The organism is Duganella sp. 3397 (assembly GCF_031456625.1).
GTDB classification, from domain to species: Bacteria; Pseudomonadota; Gammaproteobacteria; order Burkholderiales; family Burkholderiaceae_D; genus Rugamonas; species Rugamonas phyllosphaerae.
Window position 1 is genome coordinate 892181 of record NZ_JAVDVB010000001.1, and the last position, 18421, is coordinate 910601.

The window sequence follows — 18421 nt, forward strand, 5'->3', positions numbered from 1 at the left end:
ATAATGCAGCGACGGGCAGGCATCCAACGCCCCCACAGCAGGAGGAATCACCGAGTGGACATGTTCGTGTGCGACGCAGACCTGGCGCAATGGGAAAACACCTTGCCGGAATTGACCGGCAAGGCGCGCCTGCCGGCGTTGACGGCGCTGGCCTGGCACCTGCGCCAGCGCGATCCCGTGCGCGCCCGCCAGCTCGGCAGCGAGGTCCTGGCCCTGCTGCCGGCGGTGGCGCCGCAGGATGTGCCGGTCCTGCGCGCGCGGCTGCTGCTGGTGGCGGCCGAAGGCGCCTGGGTCGGCGGCGAGCTCGATACCGCCCAGTACCAGGCCGACCAGGCGCTGCAACTGCTGGCCCACGGCGCCGGTGCGCCTGCCGGTGCGCCCGCCCCTGAACCTGCATCGCTGCAGGCCCGCGCCGACGCCTGCTGGGTGCAGGCCTGGGTGGCCAACGACCGCGGCAACAGCATGGCTGCCAGCGGCTGGTTGTCCCAGGCCGCCGCAGCGGCGCACGCTGCACCCGATCCGGTGCGCATCGACATCATCGGTGCCGCCGCCGGCATTTGCGCCGCCTTCACCGACAGCGCCGGCTTGCAGCCGCCGTGGCGCCCGGCCGCAAACGCCGAGCTCGACGCCATGCCCGCCATCGCCGCCGGCTGGATCAGCGATTTCTTCGGTGCCCGCGCCTTCCAGCGCAGCGAATACGGCCGCGCCATCGGCCACCTGATGCGCAGCTTCGACACGGCGCGCTCGAGTGGCCAGGTGCGCCGCGCCATCATCATCGCCACCAATATCGGCAATGCCTTCACCTGCCTGAACGCCCACGAGGCGGCGCTGGACTGGATGCAGCGTGGCCAGGACCTGGCGCGCCCCACCGGCTGGCCGCTGTCGGTCGGCATGTGCCTGATGCAGACCGCCGAAACCTTGCGCCAGCTGGGCCAGCGCGAGGCCGCGCAAACCCTGCTGCGCGAGGCGCTGGCAGTGCTGGCGCCACTGGCCGGGTCGCGCGCCTACGCGGTGGCGCTCGAATACGAGGGCGACCTGGCGCTTGACCTGGGCAACCACGCGGCGGCGCTCGACAGCTTCACCCGGCTGGCTGCGCGCGGCGACGCGCTGGGCCAGGGCGACTTCCAGAGCAGCGCGCGGCGCGGCCAGGCGCACGCGCTGGCACACCTGGGCCGGCCCGGCGAGGCGCTGTTCGTGGCGCAGGGCGCGCTGGTGCTGGCGCGCGCCAAGGGCGACACGCTGGCGCAGATTGCCGCGCTCCAGGTGCTGGCCGACATCCACGCCCTGCCGGCTCGCGCAGGGGCCCCCGCGCTGGCACCGCCCCCCGAAATGGAAGCATCCTGCGGGACAGCGCCCAGCGTGCCGCTGCACTACCTGTTGCTGGCGCTGGACATCGCCGTCACCATCGACGGCTATACCGTACCGGGCGCGCTGCTCGACGCCACCGCGCGCGAATACGCGGCCGTGGGCGATTTCGAGCGCGCCTACGCGATCGCGCTGCGGGCCGGCGCCGCGCGCGACCTCACCCAGAGCCGCGACGCCACCAACCGCGCCATCGCCATGCAGGTGCAATACCAGACCGAGCGCGCCCAGACCGAGGCCGAGCACCATCGCCAGCTGGCGGCCGCCGAGGCGCGCCGCGCCGAAGTCCTGCAACGCACCAGCGCCACCCTGGCGCACCTGGGCGCGGTGGGTCAGGAGATCACCGCCCAGCTGGAATCGGCGGCCGTGTTCCGCGCGCTGGACCGCCACGTCCACGGCCTGCTCGACGCCACCCTGTTCTCCGTGTTCCTGATCGAACCCGACGGCGAATGGCTGGCCAGCGCGTTCAGCGTGGAAGCGGGCCGCCCGCTGGCGCCGCTGCGGGTGGCGCTGAACGACCCCCATGCCGATTCCGCGCGCTGCGTGCGCGAGCGGCGCGAACTGCAGGTCGCGCTGCAAGAGGGCGAAGTCAACGTCAACCTGATTCCGGGTACCTTGCCCACGCTGAGCATGCTGTTTGCGCCGCTGGCCGTGGGCGACCGGGTGCTGGGCGTGATGACGGTGCAGTCGATGCGCGCCAACGCCTACGGCGAACGCGAACGGCTGATCTTCCGCACCCTGTGCGCTTACGGCGCCATCGCCCTCGACAACGCCAACGCCTACCGCCAGGTGGCCGCCACCCAGCAGCAACTGCTGGACCAGAACCTGGAACTCGAACGCGCCTACCAGGCGCTCGAAGAAGTGAGCCTGACCGACCAGCTGACCGGTCTGCGCAACCGCCGTTTCTTCCTGCGCCACGTCGATGCCGACGTTGCCATGAGCTTGCGCGGCTACGACGACCTGCAGCACCGCCCCCGGCCGACTGGCGATGGCGACCGCCAGGCGCCCAACGACCTGGTGTTCTACATGGTCGATCTCGACCACTTCAAGCACGTCAACGACCGTTACGGCCACGCCGCCGGCGACTCGATCCTGGTGCAGATGCAGGCGCGCCTGCGCGAAGTATTCCGCGAATCGGACTACGTGATCCGCTGGGGCGGCGAGGAATTCCTGGTGCTGGCGCGCGCCACTCACCGCGACGACGCCAGCGTGCTGGCCGAACGCATGCGCCGCGCCGTGGGCGAACGCGACTTCGTGCTGCCCGACGGCGAACTGCTGCGCAAGACCTGCTCGATCGGCTTCGCCTGTTTTCCGTTCCTGCCCACGCAACCGCGCCTGCTGTCCTGGCCGCAGGTGGTGGAACTGGCCGACCAGGGGCTGTACATCGCCAAACGTTCGGGCCGCGACGCCTGGGCCGCGCTGCACGCCACCGGCGCGGGCAACGCGGTGGACCTGTTCCCGCGCCTGATGCATGCGCTGCCGCAAGCGCTGGCCGACGGTGTCGTGCGCGTGGTGAGCAACCTGGCCGGCCCGCTGGATCTGGACGGCGAACGGCGCCGCACCGGCCTGTCGATCGACCTGGAGCTGTAGCACAGTTGCTGCAGTTGCGTGGTTGTATACTGCGGGATCGCTTTGCAACCGGTACCACCATGACCATTATTCGCTGCAGCTGGGCCAAACCCGCCAACCCGCTCTATCTCGACTACCACGACACCGAGTGGGGCGTGCCGTGCCACGACGAACTGCGCCTGTTCGAGATGCTCAACCTCGAGGGCGCGCAGGCCGGCCTGTCGTGGGAGACCGTGTTGAACAAGCGCGCCAGCTACCGCGCCGCTTTTGACGGCTGGGACGCCGAAAAAATCGCCGCCTACGGCCCGGACCAGGTGGCCGAACTGCTGGCCAACCCCGGCATCGTACGCAACCGCCTGAAAGTGGCGGCAGCCATCACCAACGCCCAAGCTTACCTGCGCCTGCGCGCCGGCGGCGACAGCCTCGATCGGCTGCTGTGGTCTTACGTCGATGGCCAGCCCATCGTCAACAATACCGGTGAACGCATCATCAAGACCGCGCTGTCGGACCGGCTGTCAAAGGACCTGGCCAAACTGGGCTTCAAGTTTGTCGGTTCGACCATCGTCTATGCGTACATGCAGGGCATCGGCATGGTGGACGACCACGATGCCGACTGCTTCTGCCGGCACCGATGACGGCGCCGATGACAGCACTGATGACGCAACCACATGTGGTACTCGATACCGACTTCGGCGATGGCGCGCGCTTTGCGCAGGCGCGCGCGCAGCATCCCAGGCTGCACTACCTGGCGCTGACGCCGCGCGTGGCCGATGTTGCGGTCAGCGCCGACCCGCAACTGCGCGCGCTCTGGCCGCTCGACGTGCCGGGTGTTCACCGCATCATCCTCGACGACGGCCGCGTCACGCTCGACCTGCTGGCCGGCGCGCTGGACGCGGTGCTGCCTCAGGTGGCGGCCCGTGTCGATGCGTTTCACGTCGGCGTGCTGGCGCCGGGCCACGCGCGTACCTTGGCGCGGCTGGCTGCACCCGGCGCCACGCTGCATGCGCGTGCGCCCGATGAGCTGCTGGTGTGGGCGCTGGCCGCCGCCGGTTTCGCCTGCCGCCGGGTGGATGGCGGTGACGATATCGCTGCCGAGTACCGGGGCCTTCGCTCGCCATTCGTCGGCCTTGCCGCCCCACCGCTGCGCGAGCGCCGTGCGGTGGTCATCGGCGCCGGCCTGGCCGGGGCCAGCGCCTGCCGCCGCCTGTGCGCGGGTGGCTGGGACGTGACCCTGGTCGAGCGCCACGCGCAACCGGCGCAGGAAGCGTCTGGCAACCTGGCCGGCATCTTCATGCCGCTGCTGTCAAAAGACGACAATATTCCCACGCGCCTGTCGCGTGCCGCCTACCTGTTCGCGCTGCGCGAGTGGCGCCGGCTCGGTGGCGTGGGCCAGGCTTTCACCGGCGCCGCTTGCGGTGTGCTGCAACTGGCGCGCGACGCCGGCCACGCCGAGGTCCAGCGCGCGGTGCTCGAGCACTGGCACTACCCGCCGGCGTACGCGCGCTGGGCCGACGCGGCCGAGGCGGGGGCGCTGCTGGGCGGCCTCACGCCGCACGGCGGCTGGGTGTTCGAGCAGGGCGGCTGGGCGCGGCCGTCGTCGTTGTGCGCGGCCATGCTGGACGCGTGCGGTGAGCGCCTGCAGCGCGCATTTTGCAGCGCGGCGATCACCTTGCGCCGCACCGATGCCGGTGAATGGCTGGTGCAAGGCGAGGGTGGCGCGGTGCTGGCGCAAGCGCCCACGGTGATCCTGGCCAACGGCGCCGGCGCGGTCCACATCGCGCAAGCTGCGCAACTGCCGTTGCAGTCGCTGCGCGGCCAGGTGACGCACCTGGCGGTGGCGACCAGCCCTCCGCAGTTGCCGCTGGTGGTGTGCCGCGAAGCGTACGTTACGCCGGTCGCCGACGGCATCGTCTCCGCCGGCGCCACCTACGACAATGACGACGGCCGTGACCTGCGGGCCGGCAGCCAGCAGGAAAACCTGGCGCGGCTGGCCGAGATTGTGCCGGGCGCCCATGTGGCGGCGCTGATCGACACCGCGCCGCTGGCCGGCCGGGTGGGCTTTCGCAGCGCCGCGCCGGACCGCCTGCCGCTGGCCGGCGCGCTGCCCGATGTCGAGTCGGCCGGCCGGCTGGAACACTTGCGCGATGTGCCGCGCCATGCGGGCCTGTATGGACTGCTCGGTTATGCGTCGCGCGGCCTGATCTGGGCGCCGCTGATGGCCGAGCTGCTGGTGTCGCAGCTGGAAGGCGCGCCGGCGCCGCTCGAGGCTGCGCTGGTCGATGCGCTCGACCCGGGCCGCTTCCTGCTCAAGCAGCGGCGCCGCAGCCAGTAGCCGCGCTTTACGGTTGCTGCCGTGCGCTATAATCCCGGTTTGAATCCACGGAGCGCGACGCGATGGATGACGACTTGTCCCAGCACTACCAAGGCTCGCCCGAACTGCTGATGTTCCTGGCATCGACCGTGCACGACATGAAAAATTCGATCAGCGTCTTGAGTGGCACGCTCGAACACTTGCTGGCCACGCCCCCTGCGGCGCAAGCCGCTGCCGCCGCCGCCGAGCCGGCGCAGTACCAGGAACTGGGCCAGATGCTGTACCAGACGCGCCGCCTGAACGACAGCCTGATCCAGTTGCTTGCCTTGTACAAGGAAGTGGGCAAACCAGGCTACCCGTTCGATCCCGCTCCGCGCAGCGTGCGCGAACTGGTCGAGCAGGTGGAAGGGCAGGCGCGCATCCTGCTGCACTCGCGCGGCATCGCCTTCGAGACCGACTTCGCACCCGACGCCATCTGGACCTTCGACGAAGAACTGGTGATCGGGGTGCTGGTCCACGCGATCAACAACGCCATCCGCTACACGCGCGACCGCATCCGCCTGTCGGTGCGGAAGGACGGCGACTTCCTGGAACTGCGGGTGGAAGACAATGGCAGCGGCTTCCCGCAGGCCATGCTGGACGCCGGCGCCAACGCCATGGATACCCGCGAAGTGCGCGTGCGCTTCTCCAGCAACAGCAGCGGCCTGGGGCTGTATTTTTCCAGCGAGGTGGCGCGCATGCACCGCCACCGCCAGCGCACCGGCGCCATCGCCCTGGAAAATGGCGGTAGCCTGGGCGGTGGCTGTTTCGTACTGCGCCTGCCATGACGGCCATGGTGCAGAGCGACGGCGAGATCGATTGGGGCGAGAAGCGCTACCTGATCGTCGACGATTTCGTGGGCATCCGCCAGTTGCTGCGCGAATCGCTGCGCAACCTGGGCGCCAAGCATATCGACCAGGCGGCCAGCGGCGGCGAGGGCATGATGTTGCTGGCCAAAACCCGCTACGACGTGGTGCTGTGCGATTACAACCTGGGCGACGGCAAGAACGGCCAGCAGGTGCTGGAAGAAGCGCGCATCCGCAACCTGATCCTGCCCAGCAGCGTGTGGCTGATGGTCTCCGCCGAAAAAAGCGTGGAGTCGGTGATGGGCGCGGCCGAGCACCAGCCCGATGCCTACATCATCAAGCCGATCACCGAGGGCGTGCTGCTCACGCGCCTGAACCGCGTGTGGCTGAAAAAGCAGATTTTCCGCGAGATCGACCAGGCCTATGCCGACAAGGACTACCTGCGCGCGGCGCGCCTGTGCGAGCAGCAGATTCCCGTCAACCCGCTGCACGAAATCGACCTGCTGCGCATGAAGGCCACCTTGCAGCTCAAGGCCGGCGACCCGATCGGCGCGCGCAAGGTGTACGAGCATGTGCTGCAGGAGCGCGACTACAACTGGGCGCGCTGCGGCCTGGCCAGGATCATGATGCACGACGGCGAGGTGGAAGAAGCGCAGAAGATGTTCCAGGCGGTGATCGCCGACAACCGCTTCTATATCGACGCCTTCGACCAGCTGGCGCGGGCGTTTCAGTTGCAGGGAAAGCACGAGGAAGCGTTCGACGTGCTGCAAAAGGCGGCCAAGCTGTCGCCCAATTCGGTGCCGCGCCAGCGCACCCTGGGCCAGACTGCGCTCCGGCTCGAGAACATCCCGGTGGCGGAAAAAGCGTTCCGCAAGTGTATCGACATCGGCGAATACTCGGTGGCCAAGACAGTTGACGCCTACTTCGGCATGGCGCGCGTGTGCGGCAAGAAGAACGACACCAAGGAAGCGATCCGCCTGCTCAACGCGGCGGTCCACCAGTTCGGCGGCGACCAGGTCACCTTGCGCGCCAAGATCACCGAGGGCCTGGTACACCACGAGACCGGCGACTTTCGCCGCGCGCGCAAATCGGGCGACGAACTCGAAGCGATGCTGGCCGACGAAAGCCGCCACCGGCCCGACACCGCCACCTGCCTCGACATGGCGACCCTGCTGTTCGCGGTGGGCGTGAAAGAGGCGCCGGTGGGACTGCTGTGCTACATTGCGCGCAACAACCATGATAACGTGCCGCTGATGGACGAAGTGCAGAAGATCTTCGACAAGGCGCGCATGGGCGACGAGGGCATCGAACTGATACGCTCTGCGCGCAAGGAAGCGGCCGACATGATGAACAAGGGCGTGCTGCTGTGGAAGTCCGACCGGCTGGGCGAAGCCATCGACTGGATGCGCGTGGCGCGCAACGCGTTGCCGCACAATATGCGCATCCTGTTCAATTCGGCGCAGATCCTGATCTCGCGCCTGCAGCAAACCGGCTACGTGCGCGAACTGGCCGACGAGGCGATCGAGGTGCTCATGCATGTCGACGCCATCGCCCCCGGCCAGCCGCGCTTTGCCCAGTTGATGGAGCAACTGGCGATGCTGGCGCCGGTATCCGGCGTGGTGGCGGCAGTTGCGGCCAGCGAGTACGAGGCCGCCAACGGCGCGGTCCCGGATCGTTAAACCATTTATATTAATAATATTAAAACAGGTGCGGCCATCAAGACCGTGCCACCAGAGAGAGGATGTAAATTTATGCGCGATATCGCAAAAGAAGTCTATACGAAAATGAAGGTCGGCAGCGTAGCCTGGGTAAAACCGGTCGCCGCCAAGGGTGACACCATCGAGAGCTTCCAGGGCGCCCTCGACAGCGCCAAGCTGCTTGAAGAAGAAGGTTTGATCGACGTCCAGAAAGTCCAAAAACAAGCTGACGGGCTGGTCGATGCCATCCGCATTCTGCGCCTGGCATAGCGCTGATAAAGCCTCCATAGCTTCGTTGCAGCTCCTCGCCGTACATTCGTACTGTCTTCGTCGCTGCGTCTCGCTCTGCAGGTTTCTCAGGCGCTTGTAACGTTTACTTCCCGGCGGCTGGCTTGGCTGGTTTCGGCGGTGCGCGCTTGGCGGCGGGTTTCTTGTCCTCCGCTGGCGCCGCTGCTTCTGCCGCCGGTTGCGCTGCATCGGCTGCCGGCTTGGCCGTCGCTGCGGCGGCAAACTTGGCTGCCGTCTCGGCCATCATCGACTCCGACGCCGCGGCAGTCGATACCGCCTGCTTGAACTGATCCTGCAACAGATTCCACCACAGCGCGGCTGCGCCGGCGGTGGGGTCGGTCTGTGGCTTGGCCTGGTCCGGTGCCGGCGCCGCTGCGGCGGCCTTGGGGTCCGGCGCCGGTGGTGGCGCTGGCTGTGCCGCAGCCGGCTTTTGCTTGTCGGCTTCGCGCGCATGCTGGAAGAAGGCCGAGGTGTACGGGGTGGCGTCGAAGATCGACTTGTGATCGGCGCCTGGCGCCGGAGCCTGCGCAGTATTCTGATTGACGGCGGCAGCCAGGCTGGCGCCCACCGACTTGAGCGTGGCGATGGTGTTGCGCTGCACTTCCAGCGCCTGGATGCTACCGCGCAGCATGCTCATGTTCAGGTTGAGCCACGCCTCGACCGCCTTCAGGTCGTTGATCTTCTTGTCCAGTTCTTCGACCGACAGGGTGGGCGTGGTCAGGCCGGGTACGCCCATGCTGCCCCACAGGTTTTTAACGAAGTCCAGTGTGTCGTTCATCACTGCTGCGCCGGGAATGTGCGGCATCTGTGGTTGGGCCATGAAAGTCTCCTGTAGTAGTTGGTTCAGCGTAGCAGATAACGCGTGGCCGATCAAAGTTTTCTGGCAACGTTGCTGCCGCCGGAAGCATTTGGCCGAACACGTTAAACTAGCGCCATGACGATCGCCTCCTTCCTTTCCCAACGCCGCCGCATGGTGCTGTTTTGCGCCGCCACGGTGGTGCTGCACGGACTGGCGATCGACTGGGCCGCCAGCCACCTGGCGGCATCGGCCACCGTCAACGCCAAGCCGGCGGTGGTCACTGCCCAGGTGCGCCTGACGCTGCCGCCGCGCCTGGCCAGTGCGCCGCTGCAGGAGATTGCACCGCTCGATGCCGCCGCCAAGCCGGCGGTCAAGCCGAACGGCAAGCCGAACGGCGAGCCGAAAGCCGATACGCCAGCCAAGCCGGTCTTCGCCCGCCCGCGCCCAGCGCTGCCGGCGCCGACGCAGGCGGGAGCGGCCATCACGGCGGTGGACAGCGCAGCGCCGGCGCCGGCCCTCGATGCCGCCGACCTCGATCTGGCGGTGGCGCCCAACTCTGCTGGGGCTGCGGCCCCGGTCCCGCCCGCAGCCGCGCCAGCGCCGGACAAGGCCACCGGCGACCCCGCACCCGCCGTCGTCGAACCGGCCCCGCAGGGTGGGCGCCGCTACAAGGTGAATCTGCCGCCATCGGCCACGTTCGACATGGACGTGGCGCGGGTGGACGCCGACGGCGCCAAATGGACAGGGTCTGCCGTGATGACATGGCATACTGACGGCAGCCGTTACCGGGCGTCGGTCGAAGCGGGCGTGAGCCTGCTGGTCACCCGCCTGAACCTGCTGGTGCTGCGCAGCGAGGGCGCCATCGACGACTATGGCATCGCGCCCGAGCGGGCTACCGAAAAACGCGCGCGCCGGTCCGAGACCGCCACCCATTTCAATCGTAACGGTAGCAATGGCGCCGGCGCCAACACGATCTCGTTCTCGGCCTCCGACCGCAGCTACCCGCTGCTGGCCGGCGCGCAGGACAAGGCCACGGTGCCATTCCAGCTGGCCGGCATCGGCCGCGCCGACGTCAACCAGCTGGGCGGCGACATCGACATCCAGGTGGGCGAGGACAAGGAAGCGACCTTGTTCCGCTTCCAGCTGGTGGGTGAAGATGAACTGAACACCAGGATGGGCAAGCTGGTCACCTGGCACCTGACGCGGCCACCGAAGCCGGGCACGTATTCGTCGCGGCTCGACATCTGGCTGGCGCCGGGCATGCAGTGGTACCCGGTCCAGATACGCAATACCGAAGCGAGCGGCGCGCTCACCACGCAGACCGTCTCCAAAATAACAATCACCGGACAATGACATGAAAACCAACCCTACCTTTCGCGCGCTGAACTTTGCCGCCATGCTGGCGCTGGGCGGCGCCACCTTCGCGGCTCATGCTGCCGATGCCGAGCACCCGGCCGTCAAGCGTGCCTTCAGCGCGCCGCCGTCGGCAGACCTTGTTTACGCCATCAAGGCCAAACAGCACGGCATCACCATCAACGGCACCGCCACCGTGCAGTGGCGCGCCGGCGACGGCAAGTACTCGGTCGCAGCCGAGAGCCGCGCGCCGATCTTCGGCAAGATCCTGGAAACCCGCAGCGAAGGCGCCATCGACGACTACGGCCTGGCGCCGGTGTCGTTCATGGAAAAGCGCTTCCGCAAGGAGGCCACCACCGCCTCCTTCAAGCGCGACACCAGGACCATCAGCTTCAGCGTGGGCGACGAGACCTATCCGATCAAGGGCGGCGAGCAGGATCGGGTGAGCATCCAGTGGCAGTTGGCGGCGAACGCCCGCGCCACGCCCGAGAAGTTCAAGCCGGGCAGCGAGTGGGCGTATTTCGTCGCCGCGCGCCGCAACGCCGAGCAGTGGGTATTCAAGGTGGTCAAGACCGAAACCATCAGCGTGGGCGGCAGCGACATCAGCGCGCTGCACCTGGTACGCCAGACCGCCGACGACAAGGATTCGCAGGTGGACCTGTGGCTGGCGCCAACGATGGACTGGTACCCGGTGCGCGTGGTGTTCAAGGACGCCGATGGCGACTACGTGGACCAGACACTTGATAAATTCACCAAAAAGTGAGAACGGCTTAACCGGTGATGGCAACTGCTATACTGTCGCCCCCGCGAGGACGCGGTGATTGTTGCGACCAACATGGCAAAGAATGATAGACACTATGACAACCGAGTCCGCGCCCGACCCGGCGCTGGACTCGCAACAGGATGGCCTGCAGGCCCACTTCAAGCCCAATATCTCGGCCGATGAAATCGAGCAGGTCTACCACCTGAAACGCGCGCAGCCGCTGCTGCAAGTGTTTACAGCATTGTTCCACGGCGGTTTCGACGGCGTGCTGGTGCGCCTCCTGGTGCTGCGCGAACTGGCGTCCGACACCGCGTCGGCCAGCTTTACGCGCCCGGACATCAATACCCGTCTGGCCTACCTGCTGCCCGAAAGCCTGGAGACGGTGCTCATGCGCCTGCGTACCAACCAGTTGCTGGCGTGGGATGCGCAGCAGGCCGTCTATCGTGTCACGCCGATGGCGCGCAACGTGCTGTCCGCCATCGACGCGCTGCTGGCCATGGGCAAAGAGGAAGATCCGGCCGACATGGGTTACCTGCTGTCGCAGGTGGCCGGTTCGCAGATGATGGGCGGCGTCACCGTGGAGCAGTTGCACCACCTGCTGGGCCGCCTGGTGGAACTGACCGAGGAATTCGCCGACGCGATTGCGTCCGGCTCCGAGTTCCGCCTGCGCGAGTCGCAGGCAAAATGGCACGTGGCGTGCGACTGGGTGGAGAGGGGTTCCGAGATTCTGCGGGCCATCACCAGCGACGAAAACGCCGACCACGCCACCCACCGGGCGGCGCAGGCGATCGGCCGCGCGCAGTCGTCGCTGCTGAATATGCAGGGCATGTTCTCGCGCGCCCTGAACCAGATCGAGCGCCAGCGCGTGCACCTGGGCCAGTCTGGTCTCTCCACCACCGACATCAAGCGCTGGCTGTTGCAGCACGACGACCTGGCCTCGCTGGCCGTGGGCGCCATCGACCTGCCGGTGGTGCCGCAGTTTATTACCCCGGCCGAGATGATCGACGTGGCCGAAGCCGAACTGCTGTCCGACCGCGCCGCCAGCGCGGTGCAGGGCGGCCTGCCCAGCGGCGAAGACGCGCCCACCACGATCAGCGACGGACCACCGATGCAAAAAGAACTCGACGAATGGCTGGCGCGCCTGGCCGACTTTACCTCGCCCGGGAAATTCCCCGCCAGCGTGGACGGTACGGCGCCTTCGATCCAGGTGCACGAATCGCTGCTGCCGGCGTCGTTCGCCGTGGCCTCGTACCGCGCCTCGATGCTGCCGCTCCTGGGCGACGCCGACGAAGCGCGCCTGCAAGGCGCCACCGGCGACCTGGCGCGCCTGCCCGTCACCTTTACCCCGAGCGACGAAATGGTACAACTGCCCGATCTGCACGTGGCGGCAATGTCTCTCGCTTCGCTTACCCTGTCTTTGAACCCGGAAGGCGACAAGTCCGATGAATGATGATGCACAAATCCTGATCGCGCGCCTGCTCGCGCATCAGACCCTGCGCCGCGACGACCGCCTGGTCAAGCGCGCACTGGCGGACGAACAGTTCCGCATCGAAGTGGACGCGCGCCTGCTGGCCGTGGGCCTGAAATTGCTCGACAACGTGTATGCCGACCACGTGACGGTGGCGCTCACGCGCAATATCGAACCGAAGATTTTCGGCGCCAAGGACGTGTGGCAGAACAATAACTTCGGCCTGTCGCGCGATGGCGTGGCCCTGCTGGTCGTGCTGTGGGCGCAGATCATTCTGCCCAAGCGCGAACGCCAGGAAAACCACCAGCATGCGGACGACAAGCAGAACGACATGTTCGGCACCGAGCGCCCGCTGCCGCGCGCCGAAGACACCTCGATCGGCATCGCCTACAAGGCGCTGCTGGCCGACTTCGGCGACAAGCTCGGTAAAAAGACGCGGCTGGACATGAACCTGTCCATCCTCGCCAAGCTCGGCTTCATCGAGCGCCGTGGCGACGTGGTGCTCGAAGGCCCGCTGCTCGACCTGCTGATGGATACCGACCTGCTCAAGGAACGCATCATCAACGGCGCGCTGGCCGACGTCTTCAAGCGCACACCGCCGCAGGAGATGGCCGTGCCGCGCCGGATTCCGAAGCCGCGCGCGTACGAGGACGACGCCCCCAACGCCGTGGAAACCGTGGAGCCGGAAATGGAAAACCCCGACTACGACGCCGATGGCAATGCCGTGCCGGTCTTCGATGTACCGTTCGAAGAACAGCAAGACGCCCAAGAACCACCCAAGGATTAAGCCATGTTTCATATCAAATCGCTGGAGCTGGTCCACTGGGATTACTGGCAGCGCATCAAGAACATCCCGCTCGACGCCAAGATCATCACCATCGCCGGCCAGAACGGCTCCGGCAAGACCACGCTGCTCGACGCGTTGCGCACCCTGTTCGGCCTCGATTGCTCGATGGGCCGCACCTATAAACACTATGCACGCCACAGCGGCCAGCAGACGGCCTGGCTGCGTGCGGTGGTCGACAACAAGGCGGTCGGCAAGCAGCTGTCCAATCGTCCGTTCCGCAGTTCCGGTTTTTTCAGCGATGACGAAGTCACGCTGTTCTGCCAGATCCAGAAGAACGGCGGCGACTGGAAGCGCCAGTACCTGATGCGACCCGGTAACGTGCAGATCGAAGACATCGGCGACGTTGGCAACGACTGGCTCGGCGTGGAAAACTACCGCAAGCGCCTGGCCAACGCCGGCCTCTCGCCGGCCATGGCCAAGGTGCTGGCCCTGGAGCAGGGCGAGACCGACAAGCTGTGCGAATACGCACCGCGCCAGCTGCTCGACCTGGTGTTCCAGGTGTTCGGCGACAAGGAGGTGCTCGACGCCTACGACGAAGCCAAGCGCCACCAGCGCGACACCGAGGAAGAGCTGAAACGCTTCGAGGCGGAACTCGACGCGTCCAAGACCAACCTGGAAGGCCTGCGCCTGCGCGTGGCCAATTACCACCAGTGGGAAGACCTGAACAAGGAGCGCCGCAACCTGCAAGAGGAAGCGCTGCCGACGCTGGAATACCACGAGGCGCGCGAAAAGCAGGGCAACATCAGCCGCCAGCTGCGCGAAGCTCGCAAACCGCTGCAGCAGGCCGACGCACAGCTGGCCGACAAGCGCCACGCGGTGACCAACTTCGCCCGTGCGCTGACCGAGGCGCAGCAGCACGAGACCGTGCTGGAACAGGAATCGACGTCGCTGCAATCGCGCCTGAACCTGATCAACGGCAAACTCAAACCGCTCGACAGCCTGCTCGAGCAAAAGGCGCGCCTGCAAAAGCTGGCCGCCGATTCCGGCGCCGACCTGGCCGAAGTGGCGCAGCAGCTGCAAGAGAAGGAAATCGAGCTGGCGCGCCAGCGCAACGCCCGCGATGCCGTCGCCGCGAAAATCGCCGGCGAAATGGCCACCATCTCGGCCTTGCAAGGCAAGACCGCGATGCCGGAGCCGGAAGCGCAGCGCAGCATGCGCCGCGCGCTCAACGACGCCGGCATCAGCCACGCCATGCTGTCCGACATCGTCGAAGTGACCGATCCGCGCTGGCAAGGCGCGGTGGAGGGCGTGTTGGGCGGTTACGCGTCGGTGGTGCTGCTCGATAAAGCCGGCGACGCCACGTCGGCGTACCGCCTGGCGGAAAAGGAGCGCTATCGCCACTTCATCGTCACCGACCTGGTGAACGCCCACGCCACCCGCGACGATAGCCTGATGTCGGTGGTGAAGTTCGCCGCCAAAGTGCCTTCGTGGCTGGTCGAGCAGCTCTCGCGCATCACGCGCGTGGACAGCGTCGATGCCGGCGCCAAGCTCGGTAACAACGACGAATGGATCACGCCCGAGGCCTATCACCGCGAACGCCGCGGTGGCCGCTCGCTGTTCGTGGAAGCGTCGCGCTACCGCTTCGGCACGGCCGGCCGTACCCAGCGCATGGAAGCGATCCAGAAAGCGCTGCCGGCACTGGAAGCGCAGGAAGATACGCTGACCTTGGCGGTATCGAAGCTGGCGTCGGAAATCAGCGCGCTGAAAACCCGCCTGGCCGGGGTGGACGCAGCCAAGGAACTGGCGGCGCGCCACGACGAGTTCGAGGAAGCGTCGCGCAACGCGGTACCGCTGCGTGCCGAGCGCACGGAAGTGGGCAGCCGCCTGGGCGAGCTGCAAAACCTGATCAAGACCGCCGTGGTGGCGCGTACACGGGCCGACACCACGTGCCAGAACGCGCGCTTTGCCCTGTCGGAAGCGGAAGCGGGCACGCGCTTGAACCTCAAGCGCCAGATCGAACAGCGCGCCGACCACGCGCGTGCCTTGCTCACGCTGCGCAAGAACTGGCGCCACCTGCCCAAGGGCTGGCGCCGCCTCGAGCGCCGCCTGGCGCTGGTTGCCGAGCACCAGAACACGCACCAGGTCACGCTGCGCCTGCACACGCTCGAAGCCAGTTTGGCCCGCAGCGACTGGGAGCTCGATGCCACCGTGATCGACCAGTACACGCGCCTGAGCGAGCAGCTCGGTGGCCGCCAGTCGGAAACCGACGAGCGCCGCTACCAGAACAACCGCGCCATCGAAGCGACCGGCAACGCGCGCGGGGCCTACATGGAGCGGCTGCGCTACACCATCAAGACCTATTCGAAGAACATCAAGGAGCTCGGCGAACTGGCCGGCATCGAGGTGCACGCCGATCCGGTCAAGCTGGAAAACGACGACGTGCTGCTGTCACAAGCCGGCCTGCACGTGCGCTTCAAGTTCGACGGCAAAGGCATCATCGGCATGAACGACGGCGAAGCGTCGGGCGGCCAGCAGGTGATGAAGTCGCTGGTGCTCCTGATCGCGCTGCTGAAATCGGAAGAGGGCTCCGGCGGCTTCGTGTTCATCGACGAACCGTTTGCCCACCTGGATATCCGCAACATCCAGCTGGTCGGCGAGTTCCTGAAAAACACCGACGCCCAGTACCTGATGACGACGCCGCTCACGCACAACACCGACGTCTACGATCCTTCGGAACTGACGCTCATTACGAGCAAAAAGAAGAAGGACACCCAGTGGGCGCAGCCGATCTTCGTGCTGCAACGGCGCGCGGCGGACGTGGAAGCTGGTAAAGCCGCTAGCAAAGCCGATGGCAAAGCCGGCGCCAAGGCAACCGCCAAGGCCGCCTGATCCCGCACGGGTTTCTACCCTCAACCGAAGGTGGCGTCAGATCTCGACGCCACCTTCATCTTCATCCCCACCCACCGTCCACTCGAGGATATCCCCCGGCTGGCAATCGAGCCGCTCGCAGATCTTTTCCAGCGTCGCAAACCGTATCCCTTTCACCTTGCCCGACTTGAGCAGCGACAGGTTCTGCTCGGTGATGCCCACGTACGCTGCCAGCTCGCGCGATTTGACCTTGCGCCTGGCCAGCATCAGGTCCAGGTTGATCACGATCGCCATCAGATGAAGCCCTCGTTTTCCTGCGCCAGCCGGCCGCCTTCCTGCATCATCCGCGTGACCAGGTAGAACAGGCCGCACACCAGGATCAGCATGGCCTGCTCGCCGGTCAGCCCGATTTGCAGCGGCGACTTGACGCCGGTGATCAGCCACCACCCGAGGGTGCGCAGCGGCGGCTCCACGATCGACAACAAGGTCGCCGCCAGCGTGGCGCCAGCAAACGCCCGCAGGTGCGCCACCGACTGCGGCGTAAACAGGTCCTGGCGGCGGAAGTTGAGCAACAAGCGGTCGAGCCGCCACAAGCCGTAACCGAGAACGAGCACCGGCAGCGCCGCCAACGCCGCGCCCAGCGCGCGCTGGGCGGTCGTCAAGCCCAGCTTGGTGGCGGTACTGACGCCGTTGGCGGTGACGTCGATGGTCATGCTGCCGATGGCCGGCGCGAACGTGGTCCAGGCAAAGAAAAAGAAGGCCGCTTGCACGGCCACGCACAGCCACAGCAGGCAGCGGATCAGGGTAATGTTCATATTGATTGTATTGGGTTAATTATTTATCGTTTTACAGTAAGTAATTGTTGTTGTATATTGAATTGAGTCAATTGTACCGTCAATAAAACAGGAGCAGGCATGCAGCGAGTCGTGGCAGGGATAGTGGCAATCATGGTCGGTTTATCGGGCTGCGCAATGCAGGTGGGCGAGCGTGATGTGCTGCGCGCCGACCGGCCCGAAGACCCGCCGCCCAGGACGCGGCTCGATAGCGCCAGCGCACCGGCGTGGCAAGTGGACGCGGTATCGCTGCCGGTGGCAGACGCACAATTGGGCGGCGTCGAAGCCACGCGCGCCGTTACCGGCTTGACCGTGCTGTACTTCGGCGGCAATGCCTTTCACCTCGACCGCCATGGCGCTGGCGTACTGGGTGCGTTCGAGTCCTGCACCGGCCAGGTGGCCGAGGTGACCATATTCGACTATCGCGGCTATGGCCGCAGCACCGGCACGCCCACCATCGCCACGCTCAAGGACGATGCGCTGCGGGTGTTCGATCATGTCAACGCGCGCCAGCCGGGCAGGGTGGTGGTGCATGGCCAGTCGCTGGGCAGTTTCGTCGCCGCCTACGTGGCGCAGCAACGGCCGGCCGTGCGTGCGCTGGTGCTCGAATCGACCACCACCAATGTGCGCGACTGGGGCAATGCGAGGATGCCGTGGTACGTGTGGCCGTTCGTGCGCCTGGAAATCGATCCGGCCTTGCAGGGTATCGACAACGTCGCCACGGTGGCGGGGTACGCGGGACCGGCGCTGGTGCTGGAAGGGGAAGAGGACAGGATCACGCCGCCACGGCTGGCCAGGCAGGTGTATGCAGCGCTGCCGTCGCCGTCGAAGCAGCTGTTGATGGTGGCGGGCGCCGGGCATAACGATGTACTGACCAACGCCGCCGTGCCGCCCGCCTACTGCGCTTTTCTGGGCCGGTTGCCGGCCCGATGAGTTGAATGATTTACTTGATATCGAAGATATTGATCGGCTTTGGCAGCGGCGTCTGGCTCTTGTGCCAGCGTACCAGCAGCACGCTGTAGGTCAGGTAAAAGCCGGCCAGCAGGCCGAAGACCACGGTGGTGACCGGGCTGCCGAGGAAGTCCGGGTCGAGCGCGATACCGTCGTGCATATGCAGGTAAGCCTCGAACAGGCGGTAGATCAGGCGGCTGACGAACAGCATGATGATCAACAGCGGCAGGCGGCGGTCGGGCGTGTAGAAAAAGCCTTCCGGCAGGTTGCGCAGGCGCGTCAGCGAAAACTGGCGCCGGCCCAGATACGCGCCCAGTGCGGCGCCGGCCACCAGCGCGCCCAGCGCCGGCCACTTGCCGATCGAGAGCACCAGCAGGATCAGCAGCGCGGCAGCCATGATGGCCGCCATGGTGTAGTGCTTCCACAGTTCGGACTGAGTGCGGACCAGCATGGCTTTCAGGCGCGAGTAGATGCGCCATACCGCCACCGGCACCAGCAGCAACAGCACAATAGTAGTCATTTCCATA

16 protein-coding genes are annotated in these 18421 nt (G+C 66.5%); 12 read left to right on the plus strand and 4 right to left on the minus strand.

What is annotated here, in order from left to right:
* Positions 1–60 precede the first annotated feature (60 nt).
* The 6 genes from J2X54_RS03955 to J2X54_RS03980 all read left to right on the plus strand — a co-directional run bounded on the left by J2X54_RS03955 (position 61) and on the right by J2X54_RS03980 (position 8054).
* Positions 61–2952, plus strand: coding sequence for a sensor domain-containing diguanylate cyclase (locus J2X54_RS03955; RefSeq protein ID WP_310178088.1), 2892 nt, complete (start codon positions 61–63; stop codon positions 2950–2952).
* Positions 2953–3011: 59 nt separating this feature from the next.
* Positions 3012–3566, plus strand: coding sequence for a DNA-3-methyladenine glycosylase I (locus J2X54_RS03960; protein WP_310178090.1), 555 nt, complete (start codon positions 3012–3014; stop codon positions 3564–3566).
* A 20-nt stretch (positions 3567–3586) separates the two neighbouring features.
* A complete protein-coding gene (mnmC, locus tag J2X54_RS03965; protein WP_310178093.1) occupies positions 3587–5263 on the plus strand; it encodes an FAD-dependent 5-carboxymethylaminomethyl-2-thiouridine(34) oxidoreductase MnmC in 1677 nt (558 codons plus the stop codon).
* A 62-nt stretch (positions 5264–5325) separates the two neighbouring features.
* On the plus strand, positions 5326–6069 hold the full coding sequence (locus J2X54_RS03970; protein ID WP_310178095.1) for a HAMP domain-containing sensor histidine kinase: 744 nt from the start codon (positions 5326–5328) through the stop codon (positions 6067–6069).
* Positions 6066–7766 carry a tetratricopeptide repeat protein gene (locus J2X54_RS03975; RefSeq protein WP_310178096.1) on the plus strand — a complete coding sequence of 567 codons (1701 nt, stop codon included), beginning with the start codon at positions 6066–6068 and terminating at the stop codon, positions 7764–7766. Before J2X54_RS03970 ends, J2X54_RS03975 begins: the two co-directional genes overlap by 4 nt.
* A 72-nt stretch (positions 7767–7838) precedes the next feature.
* A complete protein-coding gene (locus J2X54_RS03980; RefSeq protein WP_070247325.1) occupies positions 7839–8054 on the plus strand; it encodes a hypothetical protein in 216 nt (71 codons plus the stop codon).
* A gap of 103 nt (positions 8055–8157) precedes the next feature.
* On the opposite strand, the gene J2X54_RS03985 is transcribed toward J2X54_RS03980, so the two are convergent.
* Positions 8158–8892: a PhaM family polyhydroxyalkanoate granule multifunctional regulatory protein gene (locus J2X54_RS03985; RefSeq protein WP_310178100.1), complete on the minus strand. Its 735-nt coding sequence runs from the start codon at positions 8890–8892 to the stop codon at positions 8158–8160.
* Positions 8893–9006: 114 nt separating this feature from the next.
* Here J2X54_RS03985 and J2X54_RS03990 point away from each other — a divergent pair, with 114 nt between their 5' ends.
* The 5 genes from J2X54_RS03990 to J2X54_RS04010 all read left to right on the plus strand — a co-directional run bounded on the left by J2X54_RS03990 (position 9007) and on the right by J2X54_RS04010 (position 16131).
* Complete coding sequence (locus tag J2X54_RS03990; RefSeq protein ID WP_310178103.1) at positions 9007–10224, plus strand: DUF3108 domain-containing protein; 1218 nt, start codon at positions 9007–9009, stop codon at positions 10222–10224.
* A 1-nt stretch (position 10225) separates the two neighbouring features.
* Positions 10226–10987 (plus strand): DUF3108 domain-containing protein, encoded by a 762-nt coding sequence (locus tag J2X54_RS03995; protein WP_070247328.1) that lies wholly within the window; start codon positions 10226–10228, stop codon positions 10985–10987.
* Between the two features lie 94 nt (positions 10988–11081).
* Positions 11082–12437 (plus strand): hypothetical protein, encoded by a 1356-nt coding sequence (locus J2X54_RS04000; protein ID WP_404990879.1) that lies wholly within the window; start codon positions 11082–11084, stop codon positions 12435–12437.
* On the plus strand, positions 12430–13242 hold the full coding sequence (locus J2X54_RS04005) for a hypothetical protein (RefSeq protein ID WP_310178112.1): 813 nt from the start codon (positions 12430–12432) through the stop codon (positions 13240–13242). Before J2X54_RS04000 ends, J2X54_RS04005 begins: the two co-directional genes overlap by 8 nt.
* A 3-nt stretch (positions 13243–13245) precedes the next feature.
* Complete coding sequence (locus J2X54_RS04010) at positions 13246–16131, plus strand: ATP-binding protein (protein WP_310178114.1); 2886 nt, start codon at positions 13246–13248, stop codon at positions 16129–16131.
* A 36-nt stretch (positions 16132–16167) separates the two neighbouring features.
* Here the strand turns inward: J2X54_RS04010 and J2X54_RS04015 are convergent, their stop codons facing one another.
* Positions 16168–16404 (minus strand): helix-turn-helix transcriptional regulator, encoded by a 237-nt coding sequence (locus tag J2X54_RS04015; protein ID WP_070247332.1) that lies wholly within the window; start codon positions 16402–16404, stop codon positions 16168–16170.
* Positions 16404–16925, minus strand: a complete 522-nt coding sequence (locus J2X54_RS04020) for a DUF2975 domain-containing protein (RefSeq protein ID WP_310178120.1) — start codon at positions 16923–16925, stop codon at positions 16404–16406. The genes J2X54_RS04015 and J2X54_RS04020 overlap by 1 nt, the downstream gene beginning before the upstream one ends.
* Before the next feature lie 99 nt (positions 16926–17024).
* Between J2X54_RS04020 and J2X54_RS04025 the strand changes: the two genes are divergently transcribed.
* On the plus strand, positions 17025–17876 hold the full coding sequence (locus tag J2X54_RS04025) for an alpha/beta fold hydrolase (protein ID WP_310178123.1): 852 nt from the start codon (positions 17025–17027) through the stop codon (positions 17874–17876).
* A gap of 10 nt (positions 17877–17886) precedes the next feature.
* Here the strand turns inward: J2X54_RS04025 and J2X54_RS04030 are convergent, their stop codons facing one another.
* Positions 17887–18414, minus strand: coding sequence for a hypothetical protein (locus J2X54_RS04030; RefSeq protein ID WP_310178127.1), 528 nt, complete (start codon positions 18412–18414; stop codon positions 17887–17889).
* Positions 18415–18421: the final 7 nt, after the last annotated feature.